1 protein-coding gene (running past one end of the window) is annotated in these 16842 nt (G+C 74.9%); it reads right to left on the bottom strand.

Features of this window, described 5'->3' with window-relative positions; translation table 11 throughout:
• Positions 1–16842 carry the 5' portion of an SDR family NAD(P)-dependent oxidoreductase gene (locus tag ACLQ28_RS15210; RefSeq protein WP_425686915.1) on the bottom strand. It extends 4266 nt beyond the left edge of the window, so the window shows 16842 of its 21108 coding nt (coding positions 1–16842); the start codon lies at positions 16840–16842; its stop codon lies off the left edge, out of view.

Genomic DNA, 16842 nt, shown 5'->3' with positions numbered 1-16842 from the left:
GGCCGCCTCGGCGAACGACTTGCACCGCCCATCCGCCGCCAGGCCCCGCTGCCGACTGAACTCCACGAACACGTCCGGGCTCGCCATCACCGCGACTCCACCGGCCAGCGCCAGGTCGCACTCCCCGCGTCGGAGCGCCTGGGTGGCCAGGTGCAGCGCCACCAGCGACGACGAACACGCCGTGTCCACGGTCAGCGCCGGACCTTGTAGTCCGAGCACGTACGACACCCGTCCGGAGAAGACGCTCGTGGCGCTACCGGTCAGCTGGTATCCCTCCACCTCGGACGGCACGGCGACGGCTCCACTGCCGTAGCCCTGGGGTGAGGCGCCGACAAACACCCCGGTACGGGTGCCGCGCAGTGATCGTGGATCGATGCCGGCCCGCTCGATCGCCTCCCACGACGTCTCCAGCAACAACCGCTGCTGCGGATCCATCGCCGTCGCCTCCCGCGGACTGATCCCGAAGAACCCCGCGTCGAAATCGGCGGCACCCTCCAGGAACCCGCCCTGCCGTACATCGCTGCGCGCGGCGCGGTCCGGATCCCATCCGCGGTCTTCCGGGAACGGGCCGAGCACCTCCCCGCCCTCGCGGATCAGCCGCCACAGGTCCTCCGGCGAGGTCACTCCGCCCGGGTACCGGCACGCCATCGCGACGATCGCGATCGGCTCGGCCGGGTCGGCGAGCGCCAGCGGCACGGCAGCGTCCGACACCTCCTCGTTCAGCCGGGCGGCGAGGGCGCCCGCCAGCGCGGCCGGGGTGGGGTGGTCGAACACGACGGTGACGGGCAGCGGCAGGCCGGTCCGTTCCTGGATCAGCCGGCGCAGCTCCACCGCCGTCAGCGAGTCGAATCCCAGGTCGCTGAAGGCCCGGTCGGCCTCGACGGCGTCCGCCGTGTCATGACCGAGGACGGCCGCAGCGTGTTCCCGGACGAGGTCGAGCAGGAACCGGTCGCGGTGCACGGCCGGGATCGGGTGTGCCTCGGTCCGCGCGACCGGCTCGACCAGGCCGGCCAGCAACGGGCGGGAACGGGTCGCGGCGAAGGTGGCCCCGAAGGTGTCCCAGTCGACGTCGGCCACCGCGCACGTGGTCTCGTCGTCGGCGACGACGCGCCGGAGCACGGCGAGCGCGGCGGCCGGCTTCAGCGCCGCCACTCCCCGGCGGCGCAGGCGCTCGGTCGACGCCTCGTCCGCCATCCCGCCTCCCGACCAGGGTCCCCAGGCGATGGACGTGGCGGCCAGGCCGCGGGCCCGACGTCGCTCGGCGACGGCGTCCAGGGCGGCGTTGGCGGCGGCGTACGCAGCCTGCCCGCCACTGCCCCACACACCGGAGACGGACGAGAACAGCACGAACGCGTCGAGCGGGGTGTCGGCGAGCAACTCGTCGAGGTGCTCCGCGCCGGCCACCTTCGCGGCGGCCACCTCGTGCAGGTCGGCGACGTCGGTGTCCCGCAGCGGGGCCTCCCGCACGATGCCGGCGGTGTGCACGACGGCGCTCAGTGGCTGGTCGGCGGGCACGTCGGCGAGCAGCCGCTCGACGGCGCCCCGGTCGGCGATGTCGCAGGCGGCGATGGTGACCCGGGCACCGAGGGCGGTGAGGTCCGCGCGCAGCTCGGCGGCGCCGGGTGCATCCTCGCCCCGGCGTGCGGCGAGCAGCAGGTGCGCCGCCCCGGCGCGGGCCAGCCAGCGGGCGACATGCCCGCCCAGCGCCCCGGTGCCGCCGGTGACCAGCACGGTGCCGCGCGGCTGCCAACCGCGCCCCCCGCCGGCAGCCGGGGCGACGCGCTCCAGACGCCGGGCGAAGACACCGCTGCCGCGTACGGCGATCTGGTCCTCGTCGCCAGCGCCACCACCGAGAAGGCAGAGCAGCCGGTCGAGGACGACGTGGTCCGGGTTTTCCGGCAGGTCGACGAGGCCGCCCCAGAGATCCGGGTGTTCCAGGGCGAACACCCGGCCGAGGCCCCACACCGCGGCGGCGCGCGGGTTCGGTGGCGCGTCACCGTCGGTCGCGCGGACCGCTCGGCTTGTCACGAGCCAGAGCGGGGCGACGAGGCCGGTCGCGGCGAGTGCCCGCATCGCGGTCAGCGTGCCGTCCGGCGAGAGCAGGCTCAGCACTCCGGCGATCGGCCCGGCGGCCGCCAGGCGCGCCGGGCCGGGCAGTTCGGTCGCGGCCAGCACGCCGGTGCCTCCGGCGACCAGGGCGTCCGCCAGCGGGTTCGGGCCGTCCTGGAGGACGAGCCAGATGCCGGCCGGCCGGGTGGGCGCCACCTCGGGCAGCGCACGCCAGCCGATCCGGTAGCGCGAACGGACCACGGCCTCGGCGGTCCCGTCGCCCGCGCCGGGCCAGAAGCGGCGGCGTTGGAAGGCGTACGTGGGCAGCGGTGTCCGGCGTGCGCCGGTGCCCGCGAACAGGGCGGGCCAGTCCACGCTCACGCCGTGCACGTGCAGGTGGCCGACGGCGCTCATCAGCGCGGCCACCTCGGGCCGTTGACCGCGCAGCACCGGCACGCCTGCCACGCCGACGCACTGCTCGGCGAGGCCGGAGAGCACCCCGTCCGGTCCGATCTCCAGGTAGGTCGTCGCGCCGTCGGCCCGCAGTCGGCGCATCGCGTCGAGGAACCGCACCGGCTCGCGCAGTTGCCGGACCCAGTAACCCGGGTCGGCGGCCTGGGCGGCGGTCAGTGGCTCACCGGTGACCGTGGAGACCAGCGGGATTCGTGGCGTCGCGTACCGCAGGCTCTCGGCGACCCGGCGGTAGTCGTCGAGCACGGCGTCCAGGTGCGGCGAGTGGAACGCGTGGCTGACCCGCAGCGCACGGACCTTGCGGCCGAGCCCGCGGAAGTGGGTGGTGATCCGCCGCACCTGGTCTGGATCGCCGGAGACCACGCAGGCGCGGGGCGCGTTGACGGCGGCGAGTCCGACAGCGGCTTCGTGACCGTCCAGCAGCGGCTGCACCTCCTGAGCGGTGGCCTCGACGGCGGCCATCGCCCCCGGGCGCGGCACCGCCTCCATGAGCCGGCCACGCGCGGCGACCAGGGTCGTGGCGTCGTCCAGGTCGAGCACGCCGGCGACGTGAGCGGCGGCCAGCTCGCCGACGGAGTGCCCGGCGATCCGGGCCGGCCGGACGCCCCAGCTCTCCAGGAGCCGGAACTGGGCGACCTCGAGGGCGAACAGCGCGGGCTGGGCGTACCCGGTGCGGTCGAGGGCTTCCGGGTCGTCGCGCAGCACGTCGCGGATCGGCCGGTCCAGGTGCCGGTCCAGCCGGTCGCACACCGCGTCGAACGCCTCGGTGTACGCGTCGAACGCCGCATAGAGGTCGAGTCCCATCCCGGTGTGCTGGCTGCCCTGACCGGTGAACAGGTAGGCGAGCCCGTCGTCGGCGCCGGTGGGTACGCCCCGGACCAGCCGCGCCGAGGGTCGGTCGTCGGCCAGGGCGTCCAGCCCGCGCAGCAGCTCGTCGCGGTCGGCGGCCACCACCACCGCGCGGTGGTCGAGGGCCGCCCTCGTGGTGGCGAGCGAGTACGCGAGGTCCACGTCGGCGGCGTCCGTACCGGCACGCAACGCGACGCGCAACCGGTCGGCCTGCTCCCGCAGCGCCTGCGCGCTCTGCCCAGCCAGCGGGAACGGCAGCGCCTCCGGCACCGCACCGGGCCGAACCGCCGGATCGGCCGGCGGCACAGTCTCGGCGGCAGGCACCGTCTCGGCCGAAGGCACCCTCTCGCCGGAAGGCACCGTCTCGGCCGAAGGCACCCTCTCGCCGGAAGGCGCCGTCTCGGCCGGTGCCGCCTCCAGGATGGCGTGCGCGTTGGTGCCGCTGATGCCGAACGCCGAGATGCCGAACCGGCGCGGCTCACCGTCGTGCGGCTGCCACCGCGTCGGTTCGGTGAGCAGCCGCACCGCACCGGTGGACCAGTCCACGTGCGGGGTCGGCGCGTCCACGTGCAGCGTCGGCGGTAGGACACCGTGGCGCAGCGCCTCGACCATCTTGATCAGCCCTGCCACACCGGCTGCCGCCTGCGTGTGGCCGAGGTTCGACTTGACCGATCCCAGCCAGAGCGGGCGTTCCCGGTCCTGTCCGTACGTCGCCAGCAGCGCCTGCGCCTCGATCGGGTCGCCGAGGGTGGTGCCGGTGCCGTGCGCCTCCACGGCGTCGATCTGGCCGGCGGTCAGGCCGGCGTCGGCAAGCGCCTGCCGGATGACGCGCTGCTGGGCCGGGCCGTTCGGTGCGGTCAGGCCGTTGCTGGCGCCGTCGGAGTTGACCGCGCTGCCGCGCAGCACGGCGAGCACCGGGTGCCCGTGCCGGCGCGCGTCGGATAGCCGTTCGAGGACCACCAGGCCGGCGCCCTCGCCCCAGCCCGTCCCGTCCGCGCCCGCCGCGAAGGGCTTGCACCTGCCGTTCGGGGCGAGTCCGCGTTGACGGCTGAACTCGACGAACAGCGCCGGGGTCGACATGACCGTGACCGCGCCGGCGAGCGCCAGGTCGCATTCGCCGCGGCGCAACGCCTGCGCGGCCAGGTGCAGGGCGACGAGCGCGGACGAGCAGGCGGTGTCGACAGTGAGCGCGGGTCCTTCGAGGCCGAGGGCGTACGCGATGCGGCCGGAGAAGACGCTCGCCGCGCTGCCGGTGACCAGGTAGCCCTCGCCGCCCTCGGCCGCGTCCGTGCTCGCGAGCAGGGCCGGGTAGTCCTGCCCGTTGGTGCCCGCGAACACGCCGGTCCGGCTGCCACGCAGCGACGACGGGTCGATGCCGGCCCGCTCGGCGGCCTCCCAGGCGAGTTCCATGAGCAGGCGTTGCTGCGGGTCCATGGCGAGCGCCTCGCGCGGGCTGATCGAGAAGAACGCGGCGTCGAACCCGGCCGGGTCGCGCAGGAACGCGCCTTCGCCGGCGTACGAGGTGCCGCGGTGCGCCGGGTCCGGGTCGTACAGGTCCTCGCGCCAACCCCGGTCGGCGGGGAACGCGCCGACGGTGTCGATGCCGGCGGCGACCGTACGCCAGAGGTCTTCGGGGTTGTCGATGTCGCCGGGGAAGCGGCAGCTCGCGGCCACCAGCACGACGGGGTCTCCGTCGTGGCCGCCGTTCGGGGCCGGGGCGGGGGCTTCCGCCGCGCCGCCGAACAGCTCCACGTGCAGCCGGTTCGCCAGCGCCCGGGGCGTCGGCTCGTCGAAGACGACAGTGGCGGGCAGCCGCAGTCCGGTGGCGACGCCCAGTCGGTTGCGGATCTCCACGCCGGTGAGTGAGTCGAAGCCGAGGTCCTTGAACGAGCGGTCGGCGCGTACCTCGTCCGGTCCGGTGTGCCCGAGGGTGGCCGCGACGTGCTCGCGGACCAGGTCGAGCAGTGCGCGCCGCCGGTCCTGCGTGCTGACGGCGGCGAGGGGCGCCGGTTGCGCCCGTCGTGCCTCGGCAGCGCGGATGGCGCGTACCTCGGGCACGGCGTGCAGCAGCGGCCGAACCCGGGAGGCGGTGAACGCCAGGTAGAGCCGGTCCCACTCGATGTCGACCACGGCCACGGACGGGACGCCGGCCTCGACCGCCCGGCGCATGCCGTCGAGTGCCGTCTCCGGCGGCATCTGCGGCAGACCGTGCCGGCGCAGCAACTCCTCGACGCCCGCCTCGGCGGCCATGCCGCCGCCGGCCCACGCGCCCCAGGCGATCGACGTGGCGGGCAGACCGGCGGCGTGGCGGCGTTCGGCGAGGGCGTCGAGGAAAGCGTTGCCGGGGGCGTAACCGGCCTGCCCGGGTACGCCGAGCGTGCCGGCGATCGACGAGAACAGCACGAACGCCTGGAGGTCGAGGTGGCGGGTGAGCTCATCCAGGTGGGCGGCGGCCGTGGCCTTCGCGGCCAGCGCGGTGGCGAGCTGCTCCGGACGCAGTTGCTGCACAACGGCGTCGTCCAGCACCGCAGCGGTGTGCACGACGGCGGTGGGCGGGTGACCGGCGACGATCGCGGCGAGCCGGTCGCGGTCGGTGATGTCGCAGGACGCCACTGTGACGCGGGCGCCGAGCCCGGTGAGGTCTGCCCGGAGCCGGTCCGCGCCGGGCGCGTCGGGTCCACGGCGGCTGACCAGCACCAGGTGCTCGGCACCGTGCCGGGCGGCCCAGCGGGCGACGTGGGCGCCGAGAGCGCCGGTGCCGCCGGTGATCAGCACGGTCCCGGACGGCTGCCAGGGCGTTCGTGGGGTCGGGTCCGCAGGCGCTGGTGCCAGGCGGCGCAGGAGGACGCCGTGCGGTCGGATCGCGACCTGGTCCTCGCCGTCGCGGCCGGTCAGCACCGCGGCGAGCCGAGCGCCGGCCGGGGCGTCGATCTCGTTCGGCAGGTCGACCAGGCCACCCCAGCGGTCGCCGTGCTCCAGGCCGATGACCCGGCCCAGGCCCCAGATCAGCGACTGCGCCGGCGCGTTCAGGGGGTCGCCGGGGCCGGTCGACACCGCGGACCGGGTGGCCAGCCAGAGCGGGGCACCGATCCCGGTGTCACCGAGGGCCTGCGTGAGCGCCAACGTGGCGGCCAGGCCATTCGGAACTCCCGGGTACGCCGGGTGCGGGCTCTCGTCGTACCCCAGTAGTGACAGCACCCCGGCGATCGGCCCGGCGGCGGCGGCCGCGCGCAGCGGCCCGGTGAGGTCGTCGTCGGCGGCCACGGCGAGGTGCCGGATCGTGGCACCGTGCCGGGTCAGCGCCGACGCGAGGTCGGGGTGCGGTGCGTCGGCCGGGGTGACGAGCAGCCAGGCGCCGTGCAGCGCGGCGTTCGGCAGGGTGGTCGGGTGCCAGGCGATCCGGTACTGCCCGGGCCCGCCGGTGGCCGGGGCGGCGGGCGCCTCCAGCCAGTAGCGACGACGCTGGAATGCGTAGGTGGGCAGGTCGACACGCACCGGCTGGTGCGGTGCGAAGCGCCGGGTCCAGTCGACAGGCACGCCAACGGCCCAGGCGCGGGCGAGCGCGGGGTCCAGATCGCCCTGGTCGCGGCGTAGGGTGCCGAGACCGAGACCCAGTACGGGGTGGGGGCTGATTTCGATAAGCACCCCCGGCAGCGTGGCGACCGCGTCCGCGAAGCGGACCGTCTCCCGCAGGTTCCGGTACCAGTAACCGGCGTCCAAGCCGACCGTGTCCAGCAATTCGCCGGTGACCGTGGAGTGGAACGGCACCTCCGCCGAGCGCGGTTGGATGCCGGCCAACGCCGCCAGGATCTCCTCGCGCACCGCCTCGACGTGCGGTGAGTGCGACGCGTAGTCCACAGCGATCCGCCGCGCCCGCGGCTCGGCGGCCAGGAACCGGTCCACCGCGTCCACGTCACCGGACAACACCGTCGAGTCCGGGCCGTTCACCGCCGCCACCGACAGATCCCCCGGATCCACGTCGGCGAACGGCACCGACACCATCCCGCCCCGCCCGGCGATGGCCCGCAACGCCCTACTGCGCAACGCCACCACCCGCGCCGCGTCCTCCAACGACAGAGCGCCCGCCACGTACGCGGCCGCGATCTCACCCTGCGAATGGCCCACGACCGCCGATGGCGTCACTCCATAGGAGCGCCACAGAGCGGCCAGCGACACCATCACCGCGAACAGGGCCGGCTGCACCACGTCCACCCGATCCAGCGGACCGGACAGCACCTCCCGCAGGGACCAACCGGTGTGCGGGAGTAGCGCCTCCTCACACGCCCGCATCGACGCCGCGAACACCGGGGACGAATCCCACAACTCCAGACCCATCCCGGTCCACTGCGACCCCTGACCCGGGAACACGAAGACCTGTCGCGCCACCGTCGTCGCGGCACCTCGGACCAGGCCCGGGTGTTCCCGGCCCGCGATCAGGGCGGCCAGCGCGTCGTCGTCGGCGACGACCGCGCGGTGCTCGAACGCGGTCCGCGCGGCCAGCGCCGCGCCGACGTCGACCCGACGTCCGCCGGTGCCAGCTCCCAGCCGTACGGCCTGGTCGTGCAGTGCCTCGGGTGAGTGTCCGGAGAGGATCCACGGAAGGTCCGGCCCCGGCTCGGCGGGCGGGACGGGGTCGGACTCGACGCCCTCGACGACGACGTGCGCGTTGGTGCCGCTCACCCCGAACGACGACACACCGGCCCGGCGCGGACGCCCCTCCGCCTGCCACGGCTCGGCCTGCTCCAGCAGCGACACGGTGCCGGCGGACCAGTCCACGTGCGGGCTCGGTGCGTCCACGTGCAGCGTGCGCGGCAGCACGCCGTGCCGCATGGCGAGCACCATCTTGATCACCCCGGCGACGCCCGAGGCGGCCTGGGTGTGCCCGATGTTCGACTTCACCGATCCGAGTCGGAGCGGATGCGTCCGTCGCGTGCCGTAGGCGGCGATCAGTGCCTGCGCCTCGATCGGGTCACCGAGGGTGGTGCCGGTGCCGTGGGCCTCCACCGCGTCCACGTCCGACGGCGACAACCCGGCCGCGTCCAGCGCCGCCCGGATCACCCGTTGCTGCGCGGGCCCGCTGGGGGCGCTCAGCCCGTTCGACGCGCCGTCCTGATTCACCGCCGTGCCGCGTACCACCGCCAGCACCGGATGCCCGAGCCGCCGCGCGTCGCTCAGCCGCTCCAGCAGCAGCACGCCCGCGCCCTCGGACCACCCGGTCCCGTCGGCCGCCGCCGCGAACGGCTTGCACCGCCCGTCCGCCGACAGGCCGCCCTGGCGGCTGAACTCGACGAACGTCGTCGGGGTCGCCATCACCGCGACGCCGCCGGCCAGCGCCATCGTGCACTCGCCGCGCCGCAGCGACTCCACCGCCAGGTGCAGCGCCACCAACGACGACGAGCACGCGGTGTCCACGGTGACCGCCGGGCCCTGGAGGCCGAACGTGTACGCGACCCGGCCCGACATCACGCTGCCGGTGTTGCCGGTCAACAGGTGCCCCTCGTAACCCTCCGGAGCGGTGGCGAACCGGCCGGCGTAGTCGTGGTACATCGCCCCGGCGAACACGCCGACCTGCTGCCCGCGCATCGAGCGGGGGTCGAGGCCGGCGCGTTCGAAGGCCTCCCACGAGATCTCCAGCAGCAGCCGCTGCTGCGGGTCCATCGCGGTCGCCTCGCGCGGGCTGATGCCGAAGAACTCGGCGTCGAAGTCGGCGACGTCGTACAGGAAACCGCCGTGCCGGGTGTACGAGTGCCCGGTGCGCTGAGGGTCAGGGTCGTAGAGCCGTTCATCCCAGCCGCGATCGGCGGGGAACACGGAGATGGCGTCGGTCTCCGCGGCCACGAGCCGCCAGAGGTCCTCGGGTGACCGCACGCCACCGGGGTAGCGGCAGCCCATCGCGACGATGGCGATCGGCTCGTCGGCGGGTCGGGCGGCCGTGGGGGCGGCGACGACGGCCGCCGCCTTCCCGGCGAGTAGGTCGTCCAGGTGGCCGGTGAGCGTGGCGATCGTGGGATGGTCGAACACCAGCGTGGCCGGCAGCCGCAGCCCGATGGCGGCGGCGAGCTGGTTGCGGAGTTCCAGGGCGGTGAGCGACTCGAAGCCGAGCGCCTTGAACGGGCGCTCCTCGTCGACCGGGTGGTCGGCGGGGTGCCCGAGGACCGTGGCGACGGCCCGCCGGACGACCTCCCGCAGGGCGTCGCGGCGTTCGGTGGCCGGCAGGTGGCTCAGCCGCCGGGTCGCTCGGGGAGCCGCGGCGCGTTCCAGACGGGCCGGCACGGCCACCGCGACGTCCAGCGCGCAGGCCCGGTCGAGAAGGTCGAGGCCCTGTTCGGTGGTGAGTGGCACCAGGCCGTTGCGGGCCAGCCGGCGCCTGTCGACCTCGCTCAACTCCCCGGTCATCCCGCTGCGTTCGGCCCACAGGCCCCACGCGAGGGACAGCGCGGGTCGGCCGGCGGCCCGCCGGTGCTGGGCCAGGGCGTCGAGGAAGGTGTTGGCGGCCGCGTACGCCGCCTGGCCCGGGCCGCCGGTGATGCCGAGCACCGAGGAGAAGAGCCAGAAGGCCCGCAGGTCCGCGTCGGCGGTCAGCTCGTGCAGGTGGACCGCGGCGTCGAGCTTGGGGCGCAGCACCGTCGCGACCCGCTCGGGGGTGAGCGACCCGAGCACACCGTCGTCGAGGACGCCGGCCAGGTGCACGACAGCGGTCAGGGGATGGTCGGCCGGGATGGTGGCCAGGGCTGCCGCCAGGGCTGCTCGGTCGCCCACGTCGCAGGCGACGAAACGGGCGTCGGCGCCGAGGTCGCCGAGTTCGCCGGCCAGGTCCGTGGCGTGCCCGCGCCGGCTGAGCAGCAACAGGTGGCGTACCCCACGGGTGGTGACCAGGTGGCGGGCGACCAGCCGGCCGAGGGTGCCCGTCGCCCCGGTGATCAGGACTGTGCCGTCCGGGTCGAGGGCGGGTGGTGTCGCGTCCACGGGTGGTGCCGCCGGAACGAGCCGGGGGACGTACGCCTTCCCGCCCCGGATGGCGATCTGCGTCTCCCCCGGCGGCAGCGCGGCCGGCAGGTCCGCGCCGGGTTCCAGGTCGAGCAGCACGAACCGGTCCGGGTTCTCGCTCTGCGCGGACCGGAGGAGGCCCCACACCGGGGCGGCGGCCAGCCCGGGCACCGCGTCCGTGCCGGTGACGGCCACCGCACCGCGCGTGACGACCACCAGCGGCCCGCTGTCGGTGGCGAGGTGCTCCTGCGCCAGGCGCAGCGCCGTCGCGGCGGCGGCGTGGGCGGCCGCGGCGAGGTCCCCGCCGGCCGGCGGGTCGACCGCGACGACCTCCATGCCGGGTACGCCGTCGGCGCGCATCGGCACCTCGGTCCACTCGACCCGGTGCAGGGCCTTCGTGGCCGCGCCGAGCTGGGCGGCGGTGACCGGGCGGGCCCGCATCGACGCGACGGTCAACACCGGATCGCCTGCGTCGTCGTAGGCCGCCAGGGCCACCGCCTCCGGCCCGGCCGGAGTGATGCGCACCCGCAGCCCACCGGTGGGTGTTGCCGCGTGCCGGGTCACGCCGGTCCAGGCGAATGGCAGCCAGGTGTCGCCGGCCAGCGGAAACGGGCCGAGGCCGAGCGCGTGCAGGGCGCCGTCGAGCAGCGCGGGCGTCGCGGCGGGGGCGTCGGCGGCCGACTCGACCTCGGCGTACAGCTCGTCGCCGTGGCGCCACACCGCCCGCAGCGTCCGGAACGCCGGCCCGTAGCCGAACCCGTCGTCGGCAAGGGCCTCGTACCGGCCGTCCAGGTCGAGTGGTACAGCGCCCGGGGGCGGCCACGCGTCCATCGGTGCCGGTGGCGCGGCGGCGGGCTCGGACGCCACGACACCCTGGGCGTGCCGGTTCCACGGCTCGCCGGCGCCTGTGCGGGAGTGCACCTCCAGCGCGCGCCGGCCATCGGTGTCCGAGGCGGCCAGGGCGACCTGCACCTGCACCGGCACACCGGGCGGCAGGCGCAGCGGCGCTTCGAGGACCAGCTCGGCGACGGGGTCGCCGCCGGCGGCGTGCAGGGCGAGTTCGACAAGGGCGGTGCCGGGCAGCAGGACGGTGTCCAGGACGGCGTGGTCCGCCAACCAGGGATGGTCGTCGGTGGACAGCCGGGCGGTGCAGAGGCGTCCGCCGCCGGGCAGGTCGATGGCCGCGTCGAGCAGCGGGTGGCCCGCGCTGGTCGGGTCGCCGCCGCGACGCGGGGTCAGCCAGTAGCGCCGCCGCTGGAACGCGTAGGTGGGCAGCTCGACCTGGTGCGGGTGGTGCGGCGCGTACACAGTGGCCCAGTCGACGGACGCGCCGTGGGTCCACGCGCGGGCGAGCGCGGCGTGCACGTCGCCCTGGTCTCGGCGCAGGGTGCCGAGGGCGATGCCCAGGACGGGATGCGGGCTGACCTCGATCAGTACCCCCGGCAACGCCGCGACCGCGTCCGCGAAACGCACCGTCTGCCGCAGGTTCCGGTACCAGTAACCGGCGTCCAGACCGGCAGTGTCGAACCGCTCGCCAGTGACAGTCGAGTGGAACGGCACCCGTGCCTCGCCCGGCTGGATGTCCGCCAGCGCCGTCAGGATCTCGTCGCGGACCGCCTCCACGTGCGGCGAGTGCGACGCGTAGTCCACAGCGATCCGCCGCGCACGCGGCTCGGCCGCCAGGAACCGCTCCACCGCAGCGACATCACCGGACAGGATCGTCGAGTCCGGGCCGTTCACCGCCGCCACCGACAACTCGCCCGGATCCACGTCGGCGAACGGCACCGACACCATCCCACCCCGCCCCGCGATGGCCCGTAACGCCCGACTGCGCAGAGCGACGACCCGCGCGGCGTCGTCCAACGACAGGGCACCCGCCACATACGCGGCGGCGATCTCACCCTGCGAATGACCCACCACCGCCGACGGCTGCACACCGTACGACCGCCACACCGCCGCCAACGACACCATCACCGCGAACAACGCCGGCTGCACCACATCGACCCGATCCAACGGCCCGGCCAACACCTCCCGCAACGACCAACCGGTATGCGGACGCAACGCCTCCGCACACGCCGACATCGACGCCGCGAACACCGGCGACGAATCCCACAACTCCAGACCCATCCCGGTCCACTGCGACCCCTGACCCGGGAACACGAAGACGACACTGCCGTCGCCGGCACGCTGGATCACGTCCTGACCGACGACCGCGCGGTAGTCCAGTGCAGTGCGACCGACCGCCAGCGAGTACGCGACGTCCACCCGCCGCGCGCCGACGGGCAGTGCGGTCAGGTTGTCGATCTGCGCGGTCACCGCCTCCGGGCTCGCGCCGGAGACGATCCAGGGCGCGTCAAGGTCAGGGCCGGGTGCGGTGTCGGTCGGCTCGCCGGCGGCGGCCTCGACGATGACGTGGGCGTTGGTGCCGCTGATGCCGAACGACGACACCCCGGCCCGACGCGGCCCTTCCCACGACACCTGCTCCGTCAGCAGCGACACCGCGCCACCCGACCAGTCGACGTGCGGGGTGGGCGCGTCCACGTGCAGCGTGCGCGGCAGCACGCCGTGCCGCATGGCGAGCACCATCTTGATCAGCCCGGCGACGCCTGCCGCCGCCTGGGTGTGCCCGATGTTCGACTTCAGCGACCCCAGCCACAACGGCCGGTCCCGCTCCTGCCCGTACGCGGCGATCAGTGCCTGCGCCTCGATCGGGTCACCGAGGGTGGTGCCGGTGCCGTGGGCCTCCACCGCGTCCACGTCCGACGGCGACAACCCGGCCGCGTCCAACGCCGCCCGGATCACCCGCTGCTGCGCGGCGCCGCTGGGGGCGCTCAGCCCGTTCGACGAGCCGTCGGAGTTGACCGCCGTGCCGCGTACCACCGCCAGCACCGGATGCCCGAGCCGCCGCGCGTCGCTCAGCCGCTCCAGCAGCAGCACGCCCGCACCCTCGGACCAGCCGGTACCGTCGGCCGCCGCCGCGAACGGCTTGCACCGCCCGTCCGCGGACAGCCCACCCTGGCGGCTGAACTCCACGAACATGCCGGGCGTCGCCATCACCGCCGCGCCGCCGGCCAGCGCCATCGTGCACTCGCCACGCCGCAGCGACTCCACCGCCAGGTGCAGCGCCACCAGCGACGACGAACATGCGGTGTCCACGGTGAGGGCGGGACCGTGCAGACCGAGGGCGTACGCCACCCGGCCGGACGCCACGCTGGGCGTGGTGCCGGTCAGCCGGTGCCCCTCGGTACCCTCGGCCGGCTCGTCGAGCCCCGGGCCGTAGCCGAGGGGGCTCAGGCCGAAGAAGACGCCGGCGCCGTCGTCCGGGCGCATGCCGGCGCGCTCGAACGCCTCCCAGGACAGCTCCAGGAGCAGGCGTTGCTGTGGGTCCATCGCGACGGCTTCGCGCGGGCTGATCCCGAACAGTTCGGCGTCGAACCCGGCCGCGTCGTAGACGAAACCGCCCCGGCCCTCGCCCTGCCAACCACGGTCGGTGGGGTAGTCCCCGATCGCGTCGACACCGTCGGCGACCAGCCGCCACAGCTCGTCGGGCGTGGTGACCCCGCCCGGATACCGGCAGGCCATCGCGACGATCGCGATCGGCTCGCCGGTGGCTGCCGTGGCCGCCGGCGCGTGCGCGGCCGGTGCGGCGGCCCGCAGATGCTCGGCGAGCCGCTCCGGCGTGGGGTGGTCGAACAGGTCGGCGCTGGTGAGCGTGACTCCGGTCGCCGTGGTCAGCCGGGCCGCGAGCTCGACAAGCGAGAGCGAACCGAGACCGAGGTCGTGGAAGGACTCACGGACGGCCGGATCCGCCACGCCCAGGGCGGCGATCTCCGCGCGGATGAGGCTCAGCGCGTCGCCGTCGTAGCGCGGCGCTGGTGTGGGCGCGCGGGTGGGGACCGGCTTCTCGCCGAGCCAGTACCGCTGCCGCTGGAAGGCGTAGGTGGGCAGCGGGATTCTGCGGGGCGCGTACGGCCGGAAGTACCCGGCCCAGTCCACGTCCTGCCCGGCGCCGTGCAGTGTGGCGAGCGCGGTGGCCACCGCGGCGGTGTCGCCCAGGTCCCGCCGCAGCAGGGGAACGACAGTGGCGGCACGCCCGGCGAGGCACTCACGGGCCATCGCGCTGAGCACCCCGTCCGGGCCGAGCTCCAGCAGGCGCGTGATCCCCGCGTCGTGCAGCGTGGCGACACCGGCGGCGAACCGTACGGTGTCGCGGGCCTGCTGGACCCAGTGCTCGGCGGTGAACGCGGTCACCACCGTGCCGGTGACGTTGGAGACGACCGGCACGGTTGGCGGCGCGTACGACAGACGCCGCGCCACCTCGGCGAACCGGTCCAGCATCGGTTCCAGCAGCGGGGAGTGGAAGGCGTGGCTGACCGGTAGGTCCCGGGTCCGACGCCCCCGGTCCCGCAGCTGCGCCGCGACGCGGGCCACGGCCGCCTGGTCACCGGAGACGACGACCGCCGACGGACCGTTGACAGCGGCAACCGTCACCCGGCCAGTTTCCGCGGCAAGGAGAGCGCCGACCTCGTCCTCGGTCGCCTCGACGGCGGTCATGACACCGCCGGCGGGCAGCTCCCCCATCAGCCGGCCGCGCGCCTCGACAAGCGTGCAGGCGTCGTCGAGAGTGAGCACGCCGGCGACATGGGCGGCAGCGATCTCGCCGACCGAGTGGCCGAGCAGCCGGTCCGGGCGCAGCCCCCACGACTCGACGAGGCGGTAGAGGGCCACTTCCACGGCGAACAGGGCTGGCTGGGTGACCTCGGTGCGGTCCAGCCGGGAGGCCGGAGCCGCGGCGAAGATCTCGTCCCGCAGCGAGGTGCCGGTGAGCGCGTCGAAGCGGGCGGCGATGTCGTCGAGGGTGGCGGCGTACACGGGGAACTCGGCGTACAGCTCGGCGGTCATGCCGGGGCGTTGCGCGCCCTGCCCGGTGAAGAGGAACGCAAGGCCACCGGCGGACGGTGTGCCGCGCAGCATGCCGGGCGCCGTCCGGCCGTCGGCCAGCGCGGCGAGCCCGGCGGCCAGGTCAGCGCGGTCGTACCCGACGATCGCGGCCCGTTCCGCGAAGGCCGTCCGGGTCACGGCGAGACCGTGGCCCACGTCGGCGAGCGTCGCCTCCGGCGCCCGATCCAGCCGGGACAGCAGGGTGCGGGCCTGGTCGCGCAGGGCTTCGGGGGTACGGGCGGACAGCAACCACGGTGCCGCGCTCATCGGCGGCGCGGGGTCGGACCGCCCATCCGTCGCCGGACCGGGCCCGAGCACCACGTGGCAGTTGGTGCCGCCGATACCGAACGAGCTGACGCCCGCCAGGAACGGCCGCTGCCAGCCGAGGCGTTCGGTGACCACGCGCAGGCTCAGCTCGGTCAGCGGCACGTCCGGTCGCTCGGCCGTGAAGTTGAGGCTGGGTGGCAGCTCGCCGTGTCGCATCGCGAGCACCACCTTGAGCAGGCTCGCGATCCCGGCGGCGGCCTCCAGGTGGCCGATGTTCGTCTTGACCGAGCCGACCAGCAGTGGCGACCCGGCCGGCCGGTCGGACGCGACCGCGCCCAGCGCGGCAGCCTCGACCGGATCGCCGCGACGGGTGCCGGTGCCGTGCAGCTCGACGTAGCGCAGGTCCGCCGGGTCGACGTCGGCGCGGGCGCAGGCGAGTCGGATGACCTCCTCCTGGGCGCGTGCCTCCGGCACGGTGAGGCCCGCACCGCCGCCGTCGTTGTTCATCGCGCTGCCCCGGATGACGGCGCTGACGACGTCGCCGTCCGCCAGGGCCGCGGCGAGCGGCTTGAGGACCACCATCGCGCCGCCCTCGGCGCGGACGAAGCCATTGGCGTCGGCGTCGAAGGCGCGGGAGCTGCCGTCCGGCGACAGCGCCCCGGTGCGGGCCACGATGAGGGCGTTCTCGACGGTCAGGGTCAGGTTGACGCCGCCCGCCACGGCGACGGCCGACTCACCTCGCCGCAGGCTTTCGCAGGCCAGGTGCACGGCGACCAGCGACGACGACTGTCCGGTGTCGACGACCATGCTGGGCCCGCGCAGGCCCAGGGCGTACGAGATCCGGTTGGCGATCATCGCGCGTTGCTGGCCGGTGAAGGTGTGTGCGTTGATCTCGTCCCGGCCCCGGCGGTCGAGCAGCAAGGCGTAGTCGTTGCCGGTCGCGCCGAGGAAGACGCCGGTGGGCCCGGCGAGCCGGGTGGGCACCAGGCCGGCGTCCTCCAGTGCCTCCCAGCCCAGCTCGAGGGCCAACCTCTGCTGCGGATCCATCGCGGCGGCCTCGCGTGCCGCGATGCCGAAGAACGCCGGGTCGAAGTGGTCGACCCGATCCAGGAAGCCGCCGAAGCCGACTCCCCGGGTGGTCTCGGTCCAGCGGTCGGCCGGTGTGCGGCCGACGGCGCTCCGGCCGGCGCTCAGCAGATGCCACAGAGAATCGGGATCGGGGGCCTGCGGCAATCGGCAGGACGCCCCGACCACGGCGATTTCCATGACGGAATTCAT

This window comes from Micromonospora sp. DT201 (assembly GCF_049841575.1).
Classification (GTDB): Bacteria; Actinomycetota; Actinomycetes; order Mycobacteriales; family Micromonosporaceae; genus Micromonospora.
This window is presented reverse-complemented; position numbering and strand designations above follow the sequence as displayed.